Genomic DNA, 24,268 nt, shown 5'->3' on the forward strand with positions numbered 1-24,268 from the left:
GGCGCCGGCCCCCGGTCACGCGCGGACGGTCAGCGGCCCGCTTCCTTCGACACCAGGGCCACCGCTTCCTCGACCTCGTCCGTCACGTGGAAGAGCAGCAGATCGCTCTCCGCCGCCTTGCCCTGGGCGACCAGGGTGTTCTTGAGCCAGTCGACCAGGCCGCCCCAGTACTCGGTGCCGAAGAGGACGATCGGGAACCGGGTGACCTTCTGGGTCTGGACGAGGGTGAGGGCCTCGAAGAGTTCGTCCAGGGTGCCGAGTCCGCCCGGGAGGACGACGAAACCCTGCGCGTACTTGACGAACATCATCTTCCGGACGAAGAAGTAGCGGAAGTTGAGGCCGATGTCGACGTAGGGGTTGAGGCCCTGCTCGAAGGGCAGCTCGATGCCGAGGCCGACCGAGATGCCGCCCGCCTCCAACGCGCCCTTGTTGGCCGCCTCCATGGCGCCGGGGCCGCCGCCCGTGATGACCGCCCACCCGGCGTCGACCAGCGCGCTGCCCAGCCGTACACCGGCCTCGTAATCCGGGGAGTCGACGGGGGTGCGGGCCGAGCCGAAGACGCTGATCGCGGGCGGGAGTTCGGCGAGCGTGCCGAAGCCCTCGATGAACTCCGACTGGATGCGCAGCACGCGCCACGGGTCCGTGTGGACCCAGTCCGAGGGGCCGCCCGCGTCCAGCAGCCGCTGGTCCGTGGTGCTCGCCGTCACCTGTCCCCGCCGTCGGAGGACCGGTCCCAGGCGCTGCTCGTCCGGCGGCACCTTCTTGCCCTCGGGGTTCCCGGTAGCCATGTGCGCTCCCTCCACTTGCAGGTGTTTCCACCTCAGCGTAGATCTACGCGGGTTACGGAGGGGGGACCTCAGCGTGTCAGCCAGGCGCGCAGCCGCTCCTCACCCGCGAGGATCTTCGCCGTTTCGACCCGTTCGTCCCGCTTGTGCGCCAAGTGCGGGTTGCCGGGACCGTAGTTGACCGCGGGGATGCCGAGGGCGGAGAAACGGGAGACGTCGGTCCAGCCGTACTTGGGCTGCGGGGTGCCGCCGACCGCCTCGATGAAGGCCGCCGCGGCCGGATGGGAGAGGCCGGGCAGCGCGCCGCCGCTGTGGTCGTCGACCACGAACTCCTCGACCCCGCAGTCCGCGAACACCTCGCGGACGTGGGCGATCGCCTCCTCCTCGCTGCGGTCCGGCGCGTACCGGAAGTTGACCGTGACCACGCACTCGTCGGGGATGACGTTGCCGGCCACCCCGCCCGAGATCCGCACCGCGTTCAGGCCCTCCCGGTACTCCAGGCCGTCGATCACCGGGTAGCGGGGCTCGTAGGAGGCCAGCCGGGCCAGGATCGGGGCGGCCGCGTGGATCGCGTTGGAGCCCATCCAGCTGCGCGCGGAGTGGGCGCGCTCGCCCCTGGTCTTCAGCAGCACCCGCAGCGTGCCCTGGCAGCCGCCCTCGACCTGGCCGTCCGACGGCTCCAGCAGCACCGCGAAGTCGCCCTCCAGCCACTCCGGGCGGGCCTCGGAGACGTGCTTGAGTCCGTTGCGCTCGGCCTCGACCTCTTCGTTGTCGTAGAAGATGAAGGTCAGGTCCCGGTTGGGTTCGGGGACGGTGGCCGCGATGCGCAGCTGGACCGCCACCCCGGACTTCATGTCGCAGGTGCCGCAGCCCCACAGGACGCCGTCGTCGTCCAGCCAGGAGGGGACGTTGTCGGCGATCGGGACGGTGTCGATGTGCCCGGCAAGGACGACACGCTCCGGGCGGCCCAGGTTCGTCCGTGCGACCACGTTGTTGCCGTACCGGTCGACCGTCAGGTGCCCGAGCGTGCGCAGGGCGGCCTCGATCGCGTCGGCGAGGGGCTCCTCGGTGCCGCTCTCGGAGGGGAAGTCGACGAGCCGCGCGGTGAGCTCGGCCGCGTTCAGGGTGAGGTCAATCGAGGTGTCGGCCATGCCCCAGACCCTATCCCGCCAGCGCCTTCATCAGTTGTCCACACCCGCGGCAGCAGTCACAGCGGCCTCCGCTACCTTGTACGGCGTGCCAGAGCCGTCTCCCACCCTCAAGCGCCGCGGCCGTCTCCTTCGCATCGGGGCGGCCTTCGTGGTCCTGCTCGCCGTCGCGGGCTATCTCGTGGTGCAGTACGTCACCGGAGGGCACGGCCCCGGCTGCAAGGTGGTCTCGGGCAAGAGCGACGGCGAGGCGTACGAGTTCACTCCCGAGCAGGCGGTGAACGCGGCGACGATCGCCGCTGTCGGCACCGGGCGCGGGATGTCCGAGCGGGCGGTGACGATCGCACTGGCGACCTCGCTGCAGGAGTCGGGGCTGCGCAACATCCAGCACGGCGACCGGGATTCCCTCGGCCTCTTCCAGCAGCGGCCCTCGCAGGGCTGGGGCAAGCCGCAGCAGATCCTGGAACCGACGTACGCGGCGGGCGTCTTCTACGAGCACCTGGCCAAGGTGCCCGACTACCAGAAGCTCCCGCTCACCGTGGCCGCGCAGCGCGTGCAGCGCAGCGGCTTCCCGGAGGCCTACGCCAAGCACGAGCCGGACGCCGCGCTGCTGGCCGCCGCCCTCACCGGGCACGCGCCGGCCACCCTGACCTGCCAGGGCCGCCCGGACACCACCACCGTGCAGGCCGTGGGGCCCGACGCCGTACGGGCGGCTCTCGTACGGGACTTCGGGCGGGACGTGCTGCAGCCGGCCGGGGCCGAGGTGAGCCGGAAGAAGCACGCCTCGACGCCCTCGCCGACGCCGACGGCCGCGGCGTCGGGCACGCGCACGGTGACGGTTCCCGTGGCCGCCGACAAGACCCCCGCGAAGGGGCGGACCGCCGGCCAGCGCGGGTGGCAGGTGGCGCACTGGGCCGTGGCCAACGCGACCGCGCTGCACATCGAGCGGGTCTCGTTCGGCGGGCGGGAGTGGACCGCCGGGAACACCGACAGCCGCTGGCGCACGGCCGGTTCGCAGGAGACCGGCGGAGCCGCCAAGGCCGCGGTGCGGATCGTGACCGGGCAGTAGTACGGGTCTTCACTCGCGCGGGTCACTCGGGCCGCCCGGGTTCCGTGGTGTGCGCAGGTTTTCGTGCCGTCACTCCCGGATCCGTCACAACCCTTGGGGACAAAGGGCTGTAAGGGTTCGGCAGACTTTCGGACCGGGCGCCGTTTGCCCGTTTTTGTGCGCAGCTGATTATGCGACGCATTGCCAACTCTTTACGTTCGGCCTCCGCAACCTTCGCGGGTTTCGAGCGGTAGTCACTGCGTCCGAGCCCGGACGATCAACATCCAGTCGATCAACAGGAGCATCATGTCCCTCCCTCTGACCCGCCGGATCGCCCGTGCCGCGCTGCTCACCGCAGCGGGAGTGGCTGCCGGGGTCGGTGCGGCCGGCTCCGCGAGCGCGGCCACCGAACTGCCCGCGACGCCCAACCTCGGCGGGCTGACCGCCCTGGACGGGGCGCACGTCGGCAACACCGTCGACGCCGCGACGCAGAACGTCACCAAGGTCGCGGGCAGCGCCGGTGGCAAGACGGTGGAGAAGGCGCTACCGGCCGCCGGGAAGACCAGCGGCCAGGCCGTGAAGAAGGCGACGCCCGCGGCGCAGAAGACCGCGGGGGACGCGGCGGGGTCGGCCGGCGGGGTCCTCGGTGACACCGCGAAGACGGCGACGAAGGGTGGGCTGCCGACGGACTCGCTGACCAAGGGCGGCCTGCCGACGGGCAAGACCCTGCCGGTGAAGGGCCTGCCGGTCGGCTGACATCGGCTGCGCTGTGCCGGAACGGCGACGGGGTCCAGGGTGTCTTCCTGGACCCCGTCGCTTCGTCATGACCTCAGACAAGCCTCCGCACGGCAGCCCGCACCCGTTCGTCCGTCGCCGTCAGTGCCACGCGTACGAACCTCTCGCCCGCCGGGCCGTAGAAGTCGCCCGGGGCCACCAGAATGCCCAGGTCGGCGAGGTGGGAGACCGTCTGCCAGCAGGACTCGTCCCGGGTCGCCCACAGGTAGAGGCTCGCCTCGCTGTGCTCGAGGCTGAAGCCGTGGTTCAGCAGGGCCCCGCGGAGCGCCTCGCGGCGGGAGGCGTAACGCTCCCGCTGCTCCTGGACGTGGGTGTCGTCGGCGAGGGCCGCCACCACCGCCGCCTGTGTGGGCGCCGACGTCATCATGCCGCCGTGCTTGCGGATCTCCAGCAGGGGCGCGAGGACCGCCGGGTCGCCGGCCAAGAAGGCGGCGCGGTAACCGGCCAGGTTGGAGCGCTTGGAGAGCGAGTGCACGGAGACGATGCCCTCGTACGAGCCGCCGTTCACCTCGGGGTGCAGGACCGAGACCGGGTCCGCCTCCCAGCCCAGCTCGATGTAGCACTCGTCGGAGAAGACCAGGACGCCGTGCTCGCGGGCCCAGGCGACGATGCGCGTCAGTTCGGCCTGTGAGAGGACCTTGCCGGTGGGGTTGGAGGGCGAGTTGAGCCAGAGCAGCTTCAGGCCCTCGGGGTCCAGCTCCGTGGGGTCGTCGTACGCCTCGTACTCGGCGCGGGCCAGCCGGGCGCCCACCTCGTACGTGGGGTACGCCAGGCGCGGGTAGGCGACCCGGTCGCCGGGGCCGAGGCCCAGCTGGGTCGGGAGCCAGGCGACGAGTTCCTTGGAGCCGACGATCGGCAGGACGTGGCGGTGGGTGACCTCGCGGGCGCCCAGCCGGCGCTCCAGCCACCCGGTGATCGCGTCCCGCAGCGCCGGGGTGCCCCAGACCGTCGGGTAGCCCGGGGAGTCCGCCGCGTCGATCAGCGCCTTTTGGATCAGGTCGGGGACCGGGTCGACCGGCGTGCCGACGGAGAGGTCGACGATGCCGTCCGGATGCGCGGCGGCCTTCTTCTTGTAGGGCTCCAGCTTGTCCCAGGGGAAGGTGGGCAGGCGGTCGGAGACTGCGGACACGGTCTGACGCTCACTTTCGGGTCGTGCGCGAACGCCTCGGTCCCGCGCGGCTGATCAGGGGTGATCAGGCCGCACGGGACCGAGGCGGCAGAGAACGCTGCGGGCTCGCCGCCCTGTCAGGCCTGCGGCGGGAGCGCGGCGATGAAGGGGTGGTCCCGCTCGATCAGACCCAGCTTGCTCGCGCCGCCCGGGGAGCCGAGCTCGTCGAAGAACTCGACGTTCGCCTTGTAGTAGTCCTTCCACTCCTCCGGAGTGTCGTCCTCGTAGAAGATCGCCTCGACCGGGCAGACCGGCTCACAGGCACCGCAGTCGACGCATTCGTCCGGGTGGATGTACAAGGACCGCTGGCCCTCGTAGATGCAGTCGACCGGGCACTCCTCGATGCACGCCTTGTCCTTGACGTCGACACAAGGCTGCGCAATGACGTAGGTCACGCTGTCGTTCCTCCTCGATAGGGCGCTGGCGGGCCTCCTCAGGCTCCGCCGCCTGGCGCGCGGGAGCGCGGCGTCGTCGATGCCCGCCCCTAGTATCTCCGTTCCTGGGCATGATCCGAACAGGAGGGGTGAACAGACCTGTGGAAATCTCTGCGTCCGGCCGACTCGAGGTCAGGATCACCCCCGCTGACGTGGGTAAACGAGTCTCCGTACGACGCCTGGGCGATCCCGGAGCGGCGCACGAGAAGTTCACCGACACGGTGGGTGTTCTCACATCATGGGACGACGGTGTGCTGCTGATCAAACGGAAGAGTGGCGAGAGCGTCCGCATCCCGGAATCCGCCCTGGTGGCGGGGAAGGTCGTCCCCGCCGCGCCGGCCCGTCGCCGGGGGCCCGCCGCCTCGTACCAGGAGCTCGCGCACGTCGCCTCGCGCGCGTGGCGGCCGGTGGAGAGCGAGCGGCTCGGGGGGTGGGAGCTGCGGGCCGCGGGCGGCTTCACCCGCCGGGCGAACTCGGTGCTGGCCCTCGGCGACCCCGGTATACCGCTCGACGAGGCGCTGGACCTCGTACGACGGTGGTACGGCGAGCGTGGGCTGCCGGCGTACGTCCAGGCCGCGACCGGGGCCGAGGGCACGCAGGAGCTGCTCTGCGCGGAGCTGGAGCGGCGCGGCTGGGTGCGTGAGGTGACGGCCGAGGTGTGGGTCGGGGCACTGGCGCCGGTCGCGGACCGGGCCGAGGGAGCCGGGGTCGTGCTGTCACGGGAGGCCGACGAGGCGTGGCTCGCGCGCTACCAGCGCAAGGGGGTGAGCGAGGTGGCGCTGAAGGTGCTCGGCAGCGGGCCCTCGGTGTGGTTCGCGACGGTTCCGGGGGCGGAGGCACCGGCCGCGATCGGGCGGTGTGTCGTGGACGGGCGGTGGGCCTCCTTCGCCGCCGTCGAGGTGGACCCGGCGATGCGGCGGCGGGGGCTGGCGACGACCGTGATGGCCGCGCTGGCCCGGCGGGCGCTGGACGAGGGCGCCTCGGCCGCGTGGCTGCAGGTCGAGACGGACAACGCGGGCGCGCGGGCGCTGTACGCCGGGATGGGTTTCGCCGCGCACCACGCGTACCACCACTACCGGGAGCCGTCGTCTTCCGGCGGCGGCCGGTAACCGATCGCCGTGAGAGGGCACGAGCCAGCTATGCGTTCCCCGAATCCCCCCTCCCCCGAACGCTCCGCCGAGCTGCGGCGGCGCTTCGCCGAGGAGGCGCGCTCCGAGCGGCCCGACCTGTCGACGCTGTGCCTGCTGGTGGGCGCGGAGGCGGACGGGGCGCTGGACGAGGCCGGCATCGACGCGGCGCAGATGGAGCTGGACCGGCTGGCCGGGCAGGTGCCGTTCCGTCCGGGCGGCCCGGTCTCCTGGGCCAACGCGCTGCACCATCTGCTGGGCGCCCGGGAGGGCTTCCACGGTTCCCCCGCCGACTACCAGCGGCTGGAGTCGTCCCTGCTGCACGAGGTGCTGCGGCGGCAGCGCGGGCTGCCGATCCTGCTGTCGGTGGTGTGGATGGAGGTGGCACGGCGGGCCGGGGCGCCGGTGTACGGGGTCGCGCTGCCCGGGCACTTCGTCGTCGGGTTCGGTCCGCAGGAGCAGCAGGTGCTCGCGGATCCGTTCGACGGGGGGCGGGTGCTCAGCGGAGGCGACGCGGAGTTGCTGGTCGCCGGGGCCACGGGGGCCGCCCTGGATCCGTCGATGCTGGCGCCGGCCGATCCGCTGGACGTCGTGCTGCGGATCCTGAACAACATCCGCGCGTGGGCCGCTGCCCGGCCCGAGCGGTCGGACGTGGCGCTGTGGGCGGTGGAGCTGTCCCTGCTGCTGCCCTCGCATCCGGCGCGGCTGCGCTACGAGCACGCCCAACTGCTCGTCCAGCGCGGCGACTTCCTCACCGGCGCCACCGAACTGGAGGCCTACGCCGAGGTGGTCGCGGCGGTGGACGAACCGGCCGCCGAGCGGGTCCGCCAACAGGCCCACACCGCGCGGGCGATGCTCAACTGAGCCTCACAGCCAGCCCTTCTCCCGCGCTATCCGCACCGCCTCCGCCCGGTTGCGGACCGCCAGTTTCTGGATCGCCGTCGAGAGGTAGTTGCGGACCGTGCCCTGGGACAGGTGCAGGGCCGCCGCCAGCTCCGCGTTGGTGGAGCCGTCCGCCGCAGCGCGCAGGACCTCCCGTTCCCGGTCGGTCAGCGGGTTGGCGCCCTCCGCCAGGGCCGCCGCCGCGAGCGTGGGGTCGATCACGCGCTCGCCGGCCAGCACCTTCCGTACCGCGGCGGCGAGCTGGGCCGCCGGGGCGTCCTTGACCAGGAAGGCGTCGGCGCCGGCCTCCATGGCGCTGCGGAGGTAGCCGGGGCGGCCGAAGGTGGTGAGCACGACCAGCTTCACGGCGGGCAGGGCCCCGTGGACCTGGCGCGCGGCCTCGATGCCCGTGCAGCCCGGCATCTCGATGTCGAGCAGGGCCACGTCCACGCCGTGTTCCCGGACGGCCGCCAACACCTCGTCGCCGCGCGCCACTTGCGCGACGACCTCGATGTCGTCCTCGAGACCGAGAAGCGCTGCCAACGCCTCGCGGACCATCGACTGGTCCTCGGCGAGCAGCACCTTGATCGTAGGGCTCATGCCCCGGATCCTACGGTGGACCGGGCGTCCACCGGGACGCGGGCGACCAGCCGGAAGCCCTTCTTGACGCGTCCCGCCTCCAGGGTGCCGCCGGCCTTCTCCAGGCGTTCGGTCAGGCCCGTCAGCCCGTTGCCGGGGCCCTTGCCCGAGCCGCCCGAGCCGTTGTCCTCGACGGACAGTTCGAGGACCGCTCCGTCCAGGGTCTGGCGGCGCAGCAGCTCCACCGTGCAGCGTCCGGCGCCGCTGTGCCGTACGACGTTGGTGACCGCCTCGCGCAGCGCCCAGGCGAGGGCGGACTCGCTCTCCTCGGGGACGTCCCGGAGGTCGGGTTCGGCGGGCACCTCGGCGACGACCCCGGCCGCCTTCAAGGCGACCTGCGCGCCCGCCAGTTCGTCGGGCAGGCGGGTGCGCCGGTAGCCCGAGACGGCCGCCCGGACGTCGACGAGGGCCTGCCGGCTGACCTGCTCGATGTCGGCGACCTGCTGGGCCGCCTTGTCGGGGTGGTCGGGGAGCATACGGCCGGCGAGCTCGCTCTTCAGCGTGATCAGGGAGAGCGAGTGGCCGAGGAGGTCGTGCAGGTCGCGGGCGAGGCGCAGCCGCTCCTCGTTGGCTGCCAGTTGGGCCACCGTCGCGCGTGCCTTGCGCAACTCGACCGTCGTGCGCACCAGTTGCTTCACGCCCATCATCGCGAACCCCAGCAACAGCACGATCAGGATCAGGCTCCAGTCGTCCGAGCCGGTCCGCAGGCCGACCAGGAACATCGCGAGGGTGTTCGCCCCGACCGCCCAGTAGGCGATCCGCTGCGGCAGGGTGGCGCCGCAGGTGACGGAGACGTACACGAAGAGCCCGACCCAGGCGCTGCCGAGGGTGAGGGACAGGACCACGGCGAGGGCGCCGAGCAGGACGACGAAGGCGCCGACGGCCCCTCCGGAGAAGGGCCGGCCCATGTTGCGGAAGACCAGTGTCAGGTAGACGGAGGTGAAGGTGGCCAGGGCCACCCAGCCGGCCACGGTGGCGGCCGTGCCGTGGTGGCCGGAGGTCAGGTCCTGCACCGGCGCACCGAGGAAGATCAGCCAGGGCAGGATCCAGATCAGCTTGCGTATCGCCTCGGACCGGTTGCGGGGCGCCTGCCCCACCCGGATCGCGTTCTCGGCCCGCAGTTCCTCGGGCAGTCCGTCGTCCGTCATGACGCTCACGCCTTCAGCGTGTCCTTCCGGTACAGCCAGGCCGCGCCGCCCGCGAAGAGCAGGAAGAAGGCGACGAGGATGGCGATGTCCTGGGTGTGGGGGGTCTGGCTCTGCTCGATGGCCCGTCCGAGGGCAGCGTACGCGTGCGTGGGCAGCCACTTGGCGATGTCCTGCAGCCAGGTGGGGAAGGTCGAGGACGGCATCCACAGGCCGCCGAGGATCGACAGACCGAAGTAGACGATCATCGTGATCGGGCGGACCGCGTCCCCGGAGGCGAGGTAGCCGATGGCGACGCCGAGCGCGGCGAAGACCAGGCTGCCGGCCCAGATCGCGCCGGTGAGGGCGAACCACTGCCAGGTGTCCAGCCGTACGTCCTTCACCGCGGCGGCGACCAGGAAGACCATCACGATGGACGGCAGGCTCACCACGGCCGCGCTGGCGGTCTTGGCGAGGACGTAGCCGCGCCCGGGCAGCGGGGTCAGCCGCAGCTGACGTACCCAGCCGCCCTCCCGCTCCTTGGCGATGCGCTCGCTGTTGCCCATCAGGACGGCGGTCAGGGCGCCGAAGGAGGCCATGGAGACCATGACGTACTTCGCGACGCTCAGGCCGGTGCCGTCGACGGTGCCCGTCTGGTTGGAGACCAGCAGGAAGATCACCGAGGGGTAGATCACGGAGAAGAACAGGAACCTGCGGTTGCGCAGGGCGCGGGTGAGTTCCAGCTTGATCAGACTGTTCATGACTGCTTGGCCTCCTCGGCCTCCGTGATGGCGACGAAGGCCTGCTCGAGCCCGAGCCCGGCGACTTCGAGGTTGCGGGGGTAGACGCCGAGCCCGTAGAGGGCGTGCACGGTCGCGTCGGCGTCGGTGGACTGGATGCGGACCGTCTGGCCGCTTATGTCGACGGAGGTGAGGAAGGGCAGGGCCCGCAGGGGCGCCTCGTCGATCGGGCCCTCCAGGTCGAAGGCCACCCGCCGGGCTCCCGCCTTCGCCTTGATCTCGGCGGCCGTGCCGTCGGCCAGCAGCCGTCCCCGGTGCAGGACCAGCACGCGGTCGGCGATCGCGTCGGCCTCCTCCAGGTAGTGGGTCGCGAACAGCACGGTCCGTCCCTGGTCGGCCTGCTCGCGCATGGTGGCCCAGAAGGCCTGGCGGGCGGAGACGTCCATGCCGGTGGTGGGCTCGTCGAGGACGATCAGATCGCTGTCGCCGGCCGTGGCCAGGGCGAAGCGGACGCGCTGGGACTGGCCGCCGGAGAGCTTGTTGACCTTGCGGTCGGCGATCTGCGCGATACCGGCGCGGGCGAGGACGTCGCTGACCTTGTAGGGCCTGGGGTGCAGATCGCAGGCGAGCTTCACCAGCTCGGCGACCGTCACCTCGTCCATCAGCCCGCCGCTCTGCAGCATCGCGCCGACGCGCCCGGCGACGATGGCCTGGCGCGGCGTGGTGCCGAAGACCTGGACCGTGCCGCCGTCGGGGTTCCTGAGGCCCAGCAGCAGGTCGAGGGTGGTCGACTTGCCGGCGCCGTTGGGGCCCAGCAGGGCCACCGTCTCCCCCGGGTGCAGCGCGAGCGTCAGCCCGTCGACGGCCCGTACGTTCCCGTAGACCTTGCTCACCTGGTCGAACCCGACCACCGGGGTGCCGGCGGCCGTCGCTGTCGTCGTCATGTGAACCATCGTGGCCGCCGGGCCCCGCGTCCCGGCAGTGTCGGCGGTCCTGACCGCCGGATGACAGATGTCATACGGCGAAGGGGGGCGCCCGGCGCGTGCCGGGTGCCCCCCCTCTCGGGCCTGATCCTCGGGCCTGGCGTCAGCTCGGGTTGGTCTGGATGATCCCGACCCGGTTGGTCTTGCTCAGCAGCGCCTGGCGCAGGGCCACGTAGACGTCCTGCGGGGTGACGGCCGTCTTCTGGCCGGTGCCCCGGGTGATCAGGACGCCGTCGAAGGTCTGGCCGTACAGCTCCTTGAGGGCGTTCAGGTCGGGGCTGTCGACGAGCTTTCCGCCCACCGCCTTGACCCTGAGGAACTTCCACAGGGAGTTCTGCGGGCTGAACTCGATCTGCTTGCCCGTGTCGGTCTTCACGATGACGTTGGCCGACATCGCGGGCTGCGCGAAGGCCTTCATCTCCCGGTCGACCTCGGCGTTCGAGACCGTCGGCTGCTGGCCGGTGGTGACCACCGCGACCGGGGCCGTCGTGCCGGACTCGACCTGGGAGCGGTACGCCTCCTCGACCGCCTGGGCAGACTTGGCGGCGTCGATGCCCTTGCCCCCCTTGCCGTAGACGGCGACGGCCTTGCCGGACTTGAACTCGATCGTGCCGTCGGTCACCGAGCCGGAGCCGCCGCCGGCGGCGCTCTTCAGGGCCGCCGCCAGCTTCTCCTCGTCGACGGGCATGACCGGGTCGATGACGCGGTGCTGTCCGAACAGGGAGCCGACGACGGAGACCGGGTTGTAGTCGCTCGTCGCCGCCTTGGCGACCGTGGCCTGTTCGTCGAACTGGAGGCCCGCCTGGTCCGGCGTCAGCGGGACGGTGGAGCCGCCGACCGACAGCTTCAGCGGCTTGTTCACCCGGCTGCCGAAGGCCGCGTCCAGCTTCTTGACCGCGTCGTCGCGGGTGCCGCCGCCGATGTCGACGCCGAGCACGGTGGTGCCCTTGGGCACGTCGGAGTGGTTCATCAGCAGCCCGGCGCCGTAGACCCCGACGCCGGCGACGACCACGACACCGGCGAGCAGCACCAGCTTGCTGCGGCCCTTCTTTTTCTTCTTGGGCGCGGCGGCCGCCGGCACGTTCTGAGCGACCGGCTCGGGCAGCTTGGGGGGCGTGTGGGGCAGCGGGCCGTCGGTGGAGCCGCCCGGACCGAACGGCGACTTGGCGCCGGGCGGCACGACCGGGATGCCGCTGGTGACGGTGTGCCCGGAGACGTTGTCGGGCGTCGGGTAGCCCGGCGTGCCGGGCTCGGGGGCCGGCTTCTGCGGGGTCAGGATCGCCGTGTCGTCACTGAGGCCGCCGCCGGGGCCGCGACCGGTGCCGGTGCCGGGGGCAGCGCTACCGGGGGCACCGGGAGCCATGCCGAGCCCGGCGGGAGCGCCGCCGCGTGCGGTGCGGGGGCCGCCGGGGCCGCCGGGGCCGCCGGGGCCGAAGGACTCGCCGCCGGGCAGTGCGCCGGGGCCGCCGGGGCCGAGCGGCGGGACCAGCGGGCCGTCGCCGGTGACGGGGCCGCCGGTCGGGCCGGCGGGGCCCTGCGAGCCGCCTTGTCCGCCTTGTCCGCCACGGCCGTTCGGCCCGTTGAAGCCGCTCGCGCCGCCGGGGCCGGCGAAGTTGTCGGCGCCGGGGCCACCAGGACTGGCGAAGGGGTCGCCGCCGGGGCCGCCGAAGCCGTTGTCCTGGGCGGGGCCCGCGAAGCCGTTCTGGGTGCCGGGGCCGCCGTAGCCGTTCTGGCCGTTCAGGCTGTCCTGGCCGCCGTAGCCGCTCTGGCCGCTGAGGCCGTCCTGGCCGGCGAAACCGCCCTGGCCGTTCTGGCCGCCCGGGCCGCCGAAACCGCCTTGGCCGTTCTGGCCGCCCGGGTCGGCGAAGCCGTTCTGGTCGGGGTGGCCGTTCTGCTGGGCGGGGTCGTTGTCCGAGAAGTACGGCAGCTCGTCGCGGCGCGGCTCGCCGCCGGCGCGCGGGCCGCCGTTGCCCAGCGGGCCCGCCGCCAGGGCCTCGGTGACGTCGAAGGAGCCGGTGCCGCCGCCGTGGCCGGGAGCCACCGGACCGCCGGTCGCGCCGGGGAGCCCCGCGCCGTTCGTCCCGCCGGGCCTGCCGTTCGCGCCGCCCGCCCGGGAGCCGCCGGGCACGCTCATCGAGCCGACCACGCCACCCGGACGCGCCCCACCGGACGCACCCGCGCCCGGACGCGCACCGCCCGAGGCGGCGCCCGGAGCGCCCGCGCCCGGCGTTCCCGCGGCCGAACCGCCGGGCAGACCGGCGCCGTTGGTGGCTCCGCTCCCCGGACCTCCCTTGGCCGGGCCGGACTTGCGGGGCGCGAACCAGTCGCTCGTCTTGTCCTCGGCCGACTGCGCGGGATCGGCAGGAGCGTCCACGGTGGCCGTGGCCGCGCCCGGTGCCGCGGTGGGGAGTTCGGTCTCGCCGGTCTCCTCGGAGGTGCCGGCGTCCGCGACGGGCGTACGCACCACGACCGGCGGAATCGGCCGCGATCCGGGGATGTTGATCCGGATCCGGGTCGTCAGCGTGGTCTCGGTCTTGCGTTCCTCCGGCCGCTCGGCCGAACGGCCCTTGTCCGAACCGGCGTCGGATGCCGCGGGGGTGCCGTACGGCGGCGTGCCGGACGGGTATGCGGCTCCGCCGCCGCGCCCGTTGGGCCCGGAGGACGGAGTGTCAGTTTCACGACTCAAGGCAGGTTCTCCCGGTTGGCTCCGCCGCCCGACATGACCTCACGGGCAGCTCGGCGGCGCGCACCACCATACTGGCCACTTCTGGCGCGTATCCCACGACCGCCGGGGAAACCCACACCGGACTCGCACGCCTGGTTAACGGCCAAGTGGTACGTCACTTGGCAAGTCGGACGTCACGCCCCGTTGGTTGCCGCCCCTGCCCAAGGGTGGCGCAGATCACAGCAACGGCCATCCCGCCGAGCAGGAAGAGGTACGAGCCCCCTCCGGCCCCGAACAGGAAGTCGCCCTCGGGTCTGCTCGCGGTGAGCAGGATGACGGCGATCACCCAGCCGGCGGCCGGTGCGATCGCTCCGCCCCGGCTGCCGGTGGCCCGTCCGCCGCCGAGCAGCAGCCCGGCCTCGCCGGCGAGCGCGAGCAGCAACCCACCGGGGAACCAGCCCGCCTGGACCAGCGCACCGGCGGCCCCGACGACCGCGCCCAGCACGAACAGCCCGAGGAACAGCAACGTCCGCCCCGCGGAGGGCCGCTGAAGCGGTTGCGCGAGCATCGAGCCCCGCTCACTCATGACGCCTCCCTGCCACCGACACCGACCCCGAGCCCGAGCCCGGCGAAGAGATCCGTCTCCCGCATCCCTCCTGCCCGCTCACCTCTTACCAATTCGTAGTACTCGGTGGTGAACAGGGGTTGCGCGAGTTCGTTGGAAAGCGCGAAGTACGGCGCCGCGACCTCGATCTGCGTCGCGTGCGCCCGCATCGCGGCGGCCTTCGCGTCCGCGTACGCGGTGCCGTCGATCTCGGCGGTGATCCGGTCGCCGTCCACCACGCCCGGGACGTCGTCGACGACGGCGGCCTTGGAGAAGGGGAGCGCGGGCAGATCCTTCGCGAGCCGGGCGAAGGCCTCCTCGGCGACCGGCCGGGGCACCCGGTTCCAGTAGACCTTGGGGATCTCCCAGCCCTGCCCCGCCGCCAGCTCGGCCGCGCGCATGGCGACGCGGTGGGCCTGAATGTGGTCGGGGTGGCCGTAGCCGCCGTTGTCGTCGTAGGTGACAAGGACCTGCGGGCGTACCTCCAGGATCACCTGGACCAGGTAGGCGGCGGCCTCGTCGAGGTCGGCCTGCCAGAAGCAGGCGGGGTCCTCGTTGTCGGACAGGCCCATCATCCCGGAGTCGCCGTAGCGGCCGGGGCCGCCGAGCAGACGGAAGTCCTCGACGCCGAGCTCCCGCATGGCGGCGGTGAGCTCCGCCAGCCGGTGCTCGCCCAGGGCCGCGCCGGTGAGGTGCCGCAGGCCGGGCGGGATGACCTCGCCGCGCTCACCGAGAGTGCAGGTGACCAGCGTCACTCGGGCACCCTCGGCCGCGTACCGCGCCATGGTCGCGCCGTTGTTGATCGACTCGTCGTCCGGGTGCGCGTGCACCAGCAGCAGACGCCGGGGTGGTTCCGTCATGGGTCCACCCTACGAGGCACCACTGACAGCGCGGCGCAGCCCGGGTCAGAACTTGATGCTGCCGATCATGCTCGCGATGTTCGTCGTCAGATCGTTGATCGTGGGTGCGACGGTCGAGGAGGCGAGATAGAACCCCAGAAGGATGCAGACGACCGCATGCCCGCCCTTCAGCCCGGACTTCCTGACCAACAGGAAGACGACGATCGCCAGCAGCACCACCGCCGAAATCGAGAGTGCCACGGCGGCTCACCTCCAAAGATCCCAAGAGCGCGGGGGTCGGACCAGGGGGCAAAAATCCCGGCAGATAAATCCACAAGGACCAGCAGGTTCATACCCACTGTGCGGTAGTGATCATAACTATCCGGACCTGCGCATCGATCGGCGCACGGCCGCACAAGGGGGCGCATGGCCAATATGGTCGGGGCATGACGACGACGTCCGACTCCTTCCCCCGCAGGCACGCCCGCACCCAGCGTTTCACGCTCGGCGCGCCGCGCTCCTTCACCGTGGCGCCCGACGGCGCCCGTGTCGTGTTCCTGCGTTCCGGTTCCGGTACGGACAGGGCGAATTCGCTCTGGGTCCTCGACGTGGACAGCGGCACGGAGCGGGTGGCGGCCGACCCGCGCACCCTGCTCGGCGGCGCCGGCGAGGACCTCTCGCCCCAGGAGCGGGCGCGCCGCGAACGCAGCCGTGAGGGTGGTGCCGGCATCGTCGGCTATGCCACCGACGGGGATGTGGAGTTGGCGTCTTTCGCGTTGTCAGGACGGCTTTTCACGGCCGAGCTGCGGGCCGGCACGGCACGTGAACTCCCCACTCCGGGGCCGGTGATCGACCCACGCCCCTCCCCCGACGGCCGGCACGTGGCGTATGTGGCGCGGGGCGCCCTGCGGGTGGTGGGCGCCGAGGGCGAGGGTGAACGGGCTCTCGCCGAGCCGGAGTCGGAGAACGTCACCTACGGCCTGGCCGAGTTCATCGCGGCCGAGGAGATGCAGCGTTCGCGGGGGTTCTGGTGGTCGCCCGAGTCGGACCGGCTGCTGGTCGCGCGCGTGGACGACACGCCGGTACGGCGCTGGTGGATCTCCGACCCCGCCCATCCGGAACGTGATCCACAACACGTCCCGTATCCGGCGGCGGGCACGGACAACGCGGACGTACGGCTGTTCGTGATCGGCCTGGACGGGTCGCGGACGGAGGTCGTCTGGGACTGGGCGCGCTATCCGTATCTGGCGCATGTGCACTGGTCAGCGGCGGGTGCCCCACTGCTGCTCGTCCAGGCGCGGGACCAGCGCAGCCAGCTGTACCTGGCGGTGGAGCCGGACACCGGGGCGACCCGGCTGGTGCACGCGGACGAAGATCCAGTTTGGCTGGATCTTTTCCCCGGGGTGCCCTGCTGGAGCCCCTCGGGGCGGCTGGTGCGGATCGCGGACGAGGGCGGCGCGCGGGTGCTCGCGGTCGGCGAACGGCCGCTCACCGGGCCGCAGTTGCACATCAGGGCCGTGCTGGACGTGGCGGACGAGGACGCGCTGGTCTCGGCGTCGGCGGGCGAGGAGGCCGAGCACCCGGAGACCGGTGAGGTGCATGTCTATCGCGTCAGCGAACGCGGCCTGGAGCGCGTCTCGCACGAGCCCGGCGTGCACTCGGCGGTGCGCGCCGGGGGCGTGACCGTCCTGGTGTCCGCCACGCCGGACCGGCCGGGCGCCCGCGTGCAGGTGCTCCGGGACGGCAAGCAGACGGCGACCATCGCCTCGTACGCCGAAAATCCCGGTATGTCCCCGCGCGTGACGCTCACACAGGGGGGCGCACGGCGGATCCCGTGCGCCGTGCTTATGCCACGGGACTACCACGGGGACACTCCCCTCCCGGTGCTCATGGATCCCTACGGCGGGCCTCATGGTCAGCGGGTGGTCGCCGCGCACAACCCGCATCTCACCTCGCAGTGGTTCGCCGACCAGGGCTTCGCGGTGGTCGTCGCGGACGGCCGGGGCACCCCGGGCCGCTCCCCCGCCTGGGAGAAGGCGGTACGGGACGAACTGGCGGCGGTGGTGCTGCAGGACCAGGTGGACGCGCTCCAGGCAGTTGCCGGCGACTTCCCGCTCGACCTCTCCCGGGTCGGGATCCGCGGCTGGTCCTTCGGCGGTTATCTCGCGGCACTCGCGGTGCTGCGCCGCCCGGACGTGTTCCACGCGGCGGTGGTGGGCGCCCCGGTCACCGATCTGCGCCTGTACGACACCCATTACCAGGAGCGCTACATCGGCCACCCCGAGGAGCAGCCGGCGGTCTATCGGCGCAACTCGCTGATCGACGACACGGGACTGGTCGACGCCGCCGAACCGCACCGCCCGATGATGATCATCCACGGTTTCGCCGACGACAACGTGGTGGTCGCCCATTCGCTGCGGCTGTCCTCGGCACTGCTGGCCGCCGGCCGCCCGCACGAGGTGCTGCCGCTGTCCGGGGTCACACACATGACTCCGCAGGAGGAGGTCGCCGAGAACCTGCTGCGGCTGCAACTGGACTTCCTGCGGCGTTCGCTCGCACAACCACGCAAACAGGGATGAACCGCGTTAACACGCAGGCAACTTGACGGAAGCGGTCCCGATATACGGACACGCGAGTCTGAACAGCGTACGGCCGTGCGGGTGCCGTAAACGGACCGGGGTGCGCCATGTCACCCCGGTCCGTTGCCTTCCCCCTCCGGGGGGACGACCCTCTTCTCCTCCGCGAAGTGGCACGCCGAGTCGTGGGCGGCCGGGCCGCTCGTCATCCGGAACTCGGCCGGTACCGCCAGCAGCGGCACCTCCAGGGCGCAGCGCTCGCGGGCCTTCCAGCAGCGGGTGCGGAAGCGGCAGCCGGAGGGGATGTTGGTCGGGGACGGGACGTCGCCGGCGAGGATGATCCGCTCCCGGTGCTCACGGGCCTCCGGGTCGGGCACGGGGACGGCGGACAGCAGGGCCTGGGTGTAGGGGTGCGTGGGGTGGTCGTAGATCTCCTGGTCCCGGCCGATCTCCACGATCCGCCCGAGGTACATCACCCCGACCCGGTCGGAGATGTGCCGCACGATGGACAGGTCGTGCGCGATGAAGACGTAACTCAGCTCGAAGTCGCTCTGCAGGCTCGCCATCAGGTTGATGACCTGCGCCTGCACGGACACGTCCAGGGCGGAGACCGGCTCGTCGGCGACGATGACCTCCGGGCGCAGCGCCAGGCCCCGGGCGATGCCGATGCGTTGGCGCTGGCCGCCGGAGAACTGGTGCGGATAGCGGTTGATGTACTCGGGGTTGAGCCCGACGACGTCCAGCAGCTCCTGGACCTTCTTGCGCCGGTCGCCCTTGGGCGCCACCTCGGGGTGGATCTCGTACGGCTCCCCGATGATGTCGCCCACCGTCATACGGGGGTTGAGCGAGGTGTACGGGTCCTGGAAGACCATCTGGATGTTGCGGCGGACGGACTTGAGGGCCTTGGCGGACAGCTTGCCGATGTCTTCGCCCTTGTACTTGATCAACCCTTGCGTCGGCTGCTCGAGATTGACGAGCATCTTGGCGACCGTTGACTTGCCGCAGCCCGACTCCCCGACGATGCCGAGGGTCTCGCCCCTGTTGAGCGTGAAGTCCACACCGTCGACGGCCTTGACGGCACCGACCTGTTTCTTGAACAGGATGCCCTGGGTCAAGGGATAGTGCTTGACCAGTCCACTCACTTCCAGGATCGGCTCAACCTGGTCAACCATTGAGGCACTCCCTCCAGAAGTGACAGGCGCTGCCCCTCACTTGATCAACCTCGTACAGGGGAGGTTCGTCGGTGCGGCAGACGTCCTGGGCCATCGGGCAGCGGGGGTTGAAGGCGCACCCCGGAGGGATGTGCATCAGGTTGGGCGGCAACCCCTTGATCGCGTACAGCTCCTGGCCCTTCTGGTCCAGGCGGGGGATGGAGTCGAGGAGCCCGCGCGTGTAGGGGTGGGCGGGCGCCTTGTAGATGTCGTGCACCGGCGCCGACTCGACGATCCGGCCCGCGTACATCACGGCGATCTTGTCGGCGACGTCGGCGACCACGCCGAGGTCGTGGGTGATGAGGATGAGCCCCATGTTGTACTCGCGCTGCAACTCCGCGAGCAGGTCCATGACCTGGGCCTGGACGGTGACGTCGAGGGCGGTGGTGGGTTCGTCGGCGATGATCAGGGCCGGCTCCAGGGCCAGGGCCATCGCGATCATGATGCGCTGGCGCATGCCGCCGGAGAACTGGTGCGGATAGTCCTTGACGCGGGCCTTGGCGGCCGGGATGCGCACGCGGTCCATCAGCTCGATCGCCCTGGTCCGGGCGTCCTTGCGTGACATCCCGCGGTGCACGACGAACATCTCACCGAGTTGGTCGCCCACGGACAGCACGGGGTTCAGGGAGGACAGGGCGTCCTGGAAGATCATGGCCATCTCGGCGCCGCGGACCTTGCGCCGCTCCTCCTCCTTGAGCTTGAGCAGATCCCGCCCCTGGAACAGGACCTCCCCGCCGGTGATCCGCCCGGGCGGCATGTCGAGAATCCCCATCACGGCCTGCGCGGTGACGGACTTCCCCGACCCGGACTCCCCCAGCACGGCCAGCGTCTCCCCGGCGTCCACGCTGTAGTTCACCCCGTTGACTGCCTTGGCCACCCCGTCCCGAGTCCGGAACTCCACCTGCAGCTCCCGCACGTCCAGCAACATGACGCCACCTCACCTTCGGCCCGGGGGCGTCACGCCCGGGGGCGTCCCGCCGAATGAACAGAAGTCCGGACACGCCGGCCCGCACGAGCTCCTGGACCCGCCCAGATCGCGATACGACGGCCGGGAAAACGGCGACCCGGATGACCGAACACGACGAACGCGGACGCCCGCTCCCCGCCCACACCGGGCCGAGGACGTCCCGCCCGAGAGCCTCCCGCCCGATGAACGGGAGTCCGGCCGCATCCGTCTGCGGGAGGACCGGGGTGGGCCCGCAGCGGGCGACGGGCGCCAAGACGTCGGAGACTGCCCGAATCGCACGCGCCAGACCCCGCGGCGGACCGCCGACCCACGAGCGAGGAACACCCGCCACGACCCGCAGCGCCGAGCCTGCCGAACGAGAACACCTCTTCCCCGCCCCCGCCGCCCAGGCCGTACCCCGCCCGCACCGCGCCCTTCCCGGGCAGGGCGGGCCTGGCGCCGGGAGCCGCCATCGCCCTCACGCCGGATGTGAGCCGAGGGTGTCGCGAGGGATGAACGGAAGTCCGGCCGCATCAGCTCCCACAAGGCCCCGCGCCGGCCGATCCCGCGCGCCCGCCATCCCGCCGGGACCAACGGACCAGGGCGCCTCATCCCCCGCCCCCGCCGCCCCAGCCGTACCCCGTCCGACTCCCCCACCCCGCCCGCACCGCGCCCTCTCCGGGCAGGGCGGGGCGGGAGCCGGGGGTCTGACGGGGCGCCCGCGCGTCGCAGGCTCCGTTCCATGCGGCCTCACCTCAGCTTCGGGTCGAGGGCGTCGCGGACCGCGTCGCCCAGCATGATGAAGGCCAGGACGGTGAGTGCCAGGGCGCCGGCCGGCCAGAGGAGCATGTGCGGGGCGTTGCGGATGTAGGGGGACGCGGCGGAGATGTCGATGCCCCAGCTGACGTTCGGGGGTTTGAGGCCGACGCCGAGGAAGGACAGGGTCGCCTCCAGGGCGATGTACGTGCCGAGCGCGATGGTTGCCACGACGATCACCGGGGCGACCGCGTTGGGCGCGATGTGCCGCAGCAGGATGCGGGAGTTGGAGGCGCCCAGGGAGCGGGCGGCCTGGACGTAGTCGTTCTGCTTGGCGGTGATGACGGACCCGCGGGCGATACGGGCGATCTGCGGCCAGCCGAGCAGCACGATGAACCCGACGACCGGCCAGACCGTGTTGCTGGTGACCACCGAGAGCAGGACGAGACCGCCGAGGACGACCGGGATCGCGAAGAAGATGTCGGTGATGCGGGAGAGGAACGAGTCCGAGACCCCGCCGAAGAACCCCGCGAGCCCGCCGAGCACCGAGCCGAGGAGCGCGACCCCGAGCGTGGCGCAGACGCCGACCGTGACGGACGTACGGGTGCCGTAGACCGTGCGCGTGTAGACGTCGCAGCCCTGGCCGTCGAAGCCGAAGGGATGGCCGGGCTGGGAGCCCTCCTGGGCCTTGGCGAGGTCGCACTTGAGGGGACTCATCCAGGTGATCGCCGACGGCCACAGGGAGATGAAGACCAGGAAGAGGATCACGACGGCCGAGATGATGAAGACCGGGTTGCGGCGCAGGTCGCGCCAGGCGTCGGACCAGAGGGAGCGCGGCTTCTGCTGCGGGCCCGTGCCCGCGGGGCCGCCCGGCGTCCGCTCCAGGGTCTCGCCCTCCGCCGTGGCCAGGTCCATGGCGCCGCCCATTCCGGTGCCGGCGATGGCGCCCTCCGGTTCGTACGGCTGCTCAGGCATAGCGGATCCTCGGGTCGAGTACGGCGTACAACAGGTCGACCAGCAGGTTGGCGACGAGGAAGACCAGGACCAGGACGGTCACGAAGCCGACCACCGTCTGGGTGTTCTGGCGGAGGATGCCCTGATAGAGCTGGTAGCCGACGCCGTGGATGTTGAAGATCCGCTCGGTGACGATCGCGCCGCCCATCAGCGCGCCGATGTCGGTGCCGATGAAAGTGACCACCGGGATCAGGGAGTTGCGCAGCAGGTGGCGGATGATCACCCGCTGCCGGGGCAGGCCCTTGGCGACGGCCGTGCGGACGTAGTCGGAGCGCCGGTTCTCCGCGATGGAGGTGCGGGTGAGCCGGGTGACGTAGGCGAGGGACACGGACGCGAGGACCAGCCCCGGCACGATCAGCTCGCCGAACGTGGCGTCCGTGGAGACCGACGGTTTGATCCAGCCCCACTCGACGCCGAGCAGCAGTTGCAGCAGCAGGCCGGTGACGAAGGTGGGGACGGAGATCACCACGAGGGTGAGCAGGAGGACCGAGGTGTCGACGGGCCGCCCGCGCTTCAGCCCCGTGATGACGCCCAGCGTGATGCCGATGACGATCTCGAAGAGGATCGCGACGATCGTCAGCCGGATGGTGACGGGGAACGCGCTCGCCATCAGCTCGGTGACCTTCTGCCCGTTGAACGCCGTACCGAAGTCGCCGGTGAAGACGTTCCCCATGTAGGTCAGGTATTGCTGCCACACGGGCTTGTCGAGCCCGAACTCCTTCTTCAGCTGGGCGGCCGTGGCCGGGTCGCACTGCCGCTCACCGCACAGGCCCGCGATGGGGTCGCCCATCACGTTCACCATCAGGAAGATCAGCAGAGTGGCCCCGATGAACACCGGGATCATCTGGAGCAGACGCCGGACCACGTACCGTCCCACGGCGGCTCAGCCGACCTTGATCTCGTTGTAGACCGGGACGCTGAACGGGTTGAGGGCGACATTGGAGAGCCGGTCGGACCAGCCGGCGCTGCCGTTCTGGTACCAGAGCGGGATGGCGGCCATGTTGTCCCGTACGACCTTCTCGGCGCTCTGGAACAGACCGATCGCCTTGCTGGTGTCGCTCTCGGCGTTGGCCTGGTTGACGTAGTTGTCGAAGTCCTTGTTGGACCACTTGCCGTCGTTGGAGGAGGCGTTGGTGTAGTAGAGGGGCTGCAGGAAGTTCTGGATGAGCGGGTAGTCCATCTGCCAGCCGGCCCGAAACGGCCCGGTCATCTTGTGCTGTCCGATCTGGTTGCGGAAGTCGGCGAAGGTGCCGACCGGGTTGCCGACGCAGGCCTTGTCGTTGCCGAGCGCGTTGTTGATGGAGTTGCACACGGCGTCCACCCACTCCTTGTGCGAGCCCGTGTCCGCGTTGTACGTGATCTTGACCTGGCCGCCGGGCAGCCCGCCGCCCTCCTGGATCAGCTTCTTGGCCTGGCTGGGGTTGTACTGGCAGCCGTCCCCGCACAGCCCGTCCTGGAAGCCGCCCGCCGTCCCGAGCACCGGTGAGGTCCAGTCGGTGGCCGGGGTGCGGGTCTTCTGGAAGATGGTGTCGGTGATCTGCTGGCGGTTGATCGCCATGGACAGGCCCTTGCGGACCTTCTCCGAGCCGCTCTTGTTCCAGGCCGGGTCGTAGAAGGGGAAGGCGAGGGTCTGGATGATGCCGGCGGGGGTGTTCAGATACCGGCCCTGGAGGTCGCTCTTGACGTTCTTCAGCTGGGCGGCCGGGACGTCGTCGACCAGGTCGAGGTTGCCGGCCATGAGGTCGGTGTAGGCGGTGTTGTTGTCGGTGTAGACCTTGAGGTCGACACCGCCGTTCTGCGCCTTGTCGGTGCCGGGGTAGGCGTCCCACTTCCTGAGGGACATCTTCGAGCCCTTGGCGTACGACTGGATGGTGTACGGGCCGTTGCCGACCGGCTTCGCGATCCAGCCGGCGTGGTCGCTGAAGAACGCCTGGGGCAGCGGGTCGTAGACCGCGTAGCCGAGGGTGTCGGGGAAGGTCGAGAACTTCTGGCTGAGCTTGACGGTGAAGGTCTGCGGACCGGTGACCTTGAGGCCGGAGAGCGTGGTGGCGGTCTGTGTGCCGGTGTCCGGGTGCACCTTGTCGTAGCCCTCGATGTACCCGAAGAAGTACGCGTTCTTCTGGTTGTTCTTCAGGCTCGCCCCGTAGTTCCAGGCGTCGACGAAGGACTTGGCGGTGACCGCCTCGCCGTTGCTGAACTTCCAGCCGCTCTTGACGGTGATGGTGAAGTTCTGCGAGTCCGTGGTGTCGATTTTCTCGGCGAGCATGTCCTCGGCGGCGCCGGTCTTCGGGTTGTACCGCTTCAGCCCACGGAAGATCATGTCGAGGACCTTGCCGCCCTGCACCTCGTTGGTGTTGGCCGGCTCCAGCGGGTTCTGCGGGTCGCCCCAGGACGAGCTGAGCACCCCGCCACCGTCACCGCCACCACCGCTGCCGCCACCACTGCTGCTGCCGCTGCCGCAGGCGCTCGCCGCGAGGGCGACCACCACCGCGCATGCGGCCCATGGGGCGTGCGTGGCTCCACGCATGGAGTGCCTCCTCAGAATCCCGGTCCGTTACCGGTGAATATCCGAGCACACAAGACATTCCGCACATTCGGCGCGCCCGTTCGCGGGACGGCCGTCCGGAGGACGGTGCCGCCGTACGGGTGAGGCGCGGGGTGAAGGCAGGTCACCGACAGGCGCCAGCGCTCCACCAGGACACCTTCACCGGTCTGGACCAATATTTGCGATCCCGAACATCAACTCACCCGTTTTCGCAGGCCACATGAGGTTTCGCGGGCCGT

Annotated in this window: 22 protein-coding genes; 5 read left to right on the plus strand and 17 right to left on the minus strand. The window is 71.2% G+C overall.

The features are described 5' to 3' along the window. Window positions 1-29: 29 nt before the first annotated feature. On the minus strand, window positions 30-788 hold the full coding sequence (locus tag ABZZ74_RS06130; RefSeq protein WP_356762122.1) for a TIGR00730 family Rossman fold protein: 759 nt from the start codon (window positions 786-788) through the stop codon (window positions 30-32). A 68-nt stretch (window positions 789-856) separates the two neighbouring features. Then, the gene (gene dapE, locus ABZZ74_RS06135; RefSeq protein WP_356762123.1) at window positions 857-1,936 is read right to left on the minus strand and encodes a succinyl-diaminopimelate desuccinylase; all 1,080 of its coding nucleotides are present in this window, start codon (window positions 1,934-1,936) and stop codon (window positions 857-859) included. 85 nt (window positions 1,937-2,021) lie between these two features. Here dapE and ABZZ74_RS06140 point away from each other — a divergent pair, with 85 nt between their 5' ends. After that, window positions 2,022-3,002, plus strand: a complete 981-nt coding sequence (locus tag ABZZ74_RS06140) for a heavy metal transporter (protein WP_356762124.1) — start codon at window positions 2,022-2,024, stop codon at window positions 3,000-3,002. Between the two features lie 285 nt (window positions 3,003-3,287). Beyond that, window positions 3,288-3,737, plus strand: coding sequence for an ATP-binding protein (locus ABZZ74_RS06145; RefSeq protein ID WP_356762125.1), 450 nt, complete (start codon window positions 3,288-3,290; stop codon window positions 3,735-3,737). A 73-nt stretch (window positions 3,738-3,810) separates the two neighbouring features. Here ABZZ74_RS06145 and ABZZ74_RS06150 read toward each other — a convergent pair whose 3' ends face one another. Together ABZZ74_RS06150 and fdxA are read right to left on the minus strand one after the other, a co-directional pair. Then, window positions 3,811-4,905 (minus strand): bifunctional succinyldiaminopimelate transaminase/glutamate-prephenate aminotransferase, encoded by a 1,095-nt coding sequence (locus ABZZ74_RS06150; protein WP_356762126.1) that lies wholly within the window; start codon window positions 4,903-4,905, stop codon window positions 3,811-3,813. 116 nt (window positions 4,906-5,021) lie between these two features. Beyond that, on the minus strand, window positions 5,022-5,339 hold the full coding sequence (gene fdxA / locus ABZZ74_RS06155; protein WP_004926152.1) for a ferredoxin: 318 nt from the start codon (window positions 5,337-5,339) through the stop codon (window positions 5,022-5,024). 140 nt (window positions 5,340-5,479) lie between these two features. Between fdxA and ABZZ74_RS06160 the strand changes: the two genes are divergently transcribed. Further along, the gene (locus ABZZ74_RS06160; protein WP_356762127.1) at window positions 5,480-6,487 is read left to right on the plus strand and encodes a GNAT family N-acetyltransferase; all 1,008 of its coding nucleotides are present in this window, start codon (window positions 5,480-5,482) and stop codon (window positions 6,485-6,487) included. 30 nt (window positions 6,488-6,517) lie between these two features. Then, window positions 6,518-7,369 (plus strand): transglutaminase-like domain-containing protein, encoded by an 852-nt coding sequence (locus ABZZ74_RS06165; protein ID WP_356762128.1) that lies wholly within the window; start codon window positions 6,518-6,520, stop codon window positions 7,367-7,369. Between the two features lie 3 nt (window positions 7,370-7,372). Here the strand turns inward: ABZZ74_RS06165 and ABZZ74_RS06170 are convergent, their stop codons facing one another. From ABZZ74_RS06170 to ABZZ74_RS06205, 8 genes are all read right to left on the minus strand, one after another. Further along, window positions 7,373-7,987: a response regulator transcription factor gene (locus tag ABZZ74_RS06170; protein ID WP_356762129.1), complete on the minus strand. Its 615-nt coding sequence runs from the start codon at window positions 7,985-7,987 to the stop codon at window positions 7,373-7,375. Continuing rightward, the gene (locus ABZZ74_RS06175) at window positions 7,984-9,174 is read right to left on the minus strand and encodes a histidine kinase (RefSeq protein WP_356762300.1); all 1,191 of its coding nucleotides are present in this window, start codon (window positions 9,172-9,174) and stop codon (window positions 7,984-7,986) included. Before ABZZ74_RS06175 ends, ABZZ74_RS06170 begins: the two co-directional genes overlap by 4 nt. Window positions 9,175-9,179: 5 nt before the next feature. After that, window positions 9,180-9,911, minus strand: coding sequence for an ABC transporter permease (locus ABZZ74_RS06180; RefSeq protein ID WP_356762130.1), 732 nt, complete (start codon window positions 9,909-9,911; stop codon window positions 9,180-9,182). Continuing rightward, on the minus strand, window positions 9,908-10,834 hold the full coding sequence (locus tag ABZZ74_RS06185; RefSeq protein WP_356762131.1) for an ABC transporter ATP-binding protein: 927 nt from the start codon (window positions 10,832-10,834) through the stop codon (window positions 9,908-9,910). The genes ABZZ74_RS06180 and ABZZ74_RS06185 overlap by 4 nt, the downstream gene beginning before the upstream one ends. A 142-nt stretch (window positions 10,835-10,976) precedes the next feature. Beyond that, complete coding sequence (locus ABZZ74_RS06190) at window positions 10,977-13,559, minus strand: hypothetical protein (RefSeq protein WP_356762132.1); 2,583 nt, start codon at window positions 13,557-13,559, stop codon at window positions 10,977-10,979. 154 nt (window positions 13,560-13,713) lie between these two features. Then, window positions 13,714-14,124 (minus strand): DUF6113 family protein, encoded by a 411-nt coding sequence (locus tag ABZZ74_RS06195; protein WP_356762133.1) that lies wholly within the window; start codon window positions 14,122-14,124, stop codon window positions 13,714-13,716. Continuing rightward, complete coding sequence (gene mshB / locus ABZZ74_RS06200; RefSeq protein WP_356762134.1) at window positions 14,121-15,002, minus strand: N-acetyl-1-D-myo-inositol-2-amino-2-deoxy-alpha-D-glucopyranoside deacetylase; 882 nt, start codon at window positions 15,000-15,002, stop codon at window positions 14,121-14,123. The genes ABZZ74_RS06195 and mshB overlap by 4 nt, the downstream gene beginning before the upstream one ends. Window positions 15,003-15,047: 45 nt before the next feature. Then, a complete protein-coding gene (locus ABZZ74_RS06205) occupies window positions 15,048-15,242 on the minus strand; it encodes a hypothetical protein (RefSeq protein ID WP_208781185.1) in 195 nt (64 codons plus the stop codon). Window positions 15,243-15,427: 185 nt separating this feature from the next. Between ABZZ74_RS06205 and ABZZ74_RS06210 the strand changes: the two genes are divergently transcribed. Next, window positions 15,428-17,560 carry a prolyl oligopeptidase family serine peptidase gene (locus ABZZ74_RS06210; RefSeq protein WP_356762135.1) on the plus strand — a complete coding sequence of 711 codons (2,133 nt, stop codon included), beginning with the start codon at window positions 15,428-15,430 and terminating at the stop codon, window positions 17,558-17,560. Window positions 17,561-17,670: 110 nt separating this feature from the next. Here ABZZ74_RS06210 and ABZZ74_RS06215 read toward each other — a convergent pair whose 3' ends face one another. The 5 genes from ABZZ74_RS06215 to ABZZ74_RS06235 form a co-directional block, all read right to left on the minus strand. Beyond that, entirely contained in the window at window positions 17,671-18,729 is a 1,059-nt protein-coding gene (locus tag ABZZ74_RS06215) for a dipeptide ABC transporter ATP-binding protein (protein ID WP_356762136.1), read from the minus strand. Next, on the minus strand, window positions 18,722-19,696 hold the full coding sequence (locus ABZZ74_RS06220) for an ABC transporter ATP-binding protein (protein WP_356762137.1): 975 nt from the start codon (window positions 19,694-19,696) through the stop codon (window positions 18,722-18,724). The genes ABZZ74_RS06215 and ABZZ74_RS06220 overlap by 8 nt, the downstream gene beginning before the upstream one ends. 768 nt (window positions 19,697-20,464) lie before the next feature. Beyond that, complete coding sequence (locus ABZZ74_RS06225) at window positions 20,465-21,445, minus strand: ABC transporter permease (protein WP_356762138.1); 981 nt, start codon at window positions 21,443-21,445, stop codon at window positions 20,465-20,467. Beyond that, on the minus strand, window positions 21,438-22,361 hold the full coding sequence (locus ABZZ74_RS06230; protein ID WP_356762139.1) for an ABC transporter permease: 924 nt from the start codon (window positions 22,359-22,361) through the stop codon (window positions 21,438-21,440). Before ABZZ74_RS06230 ends, ABZZ74_RS06225 begins: the two co-directional genes overlap by 8 nt. Window positions 22,362-22,367: 6 nt before the next feature. Next, window positions 22,368-24,011, minus strand: a complete 1,644-nt coding sequence (locus ABZZ74_RS06235) for an ABC transporter substrate-binding protein (RefSeq protein WP_356762140.1) — start codon at window positions 24,009-24,011, stop codon at window positions 22,368-22,370. Window positions 24,012-24,268 lie beyond the last annotated feature (257 nt).

Origin of the sequence: Streptomyces sp. NPDC006476 (assembly GCF_040612015.1) — a bacterium.
Classification (GTDB): domain Bacteria; phylum Actinomycetota; class Actinomycetes; order Streptomycetales; family Streptomycetaceae; genus Streptomyces; species Streptomyces griseorubiginosus_B.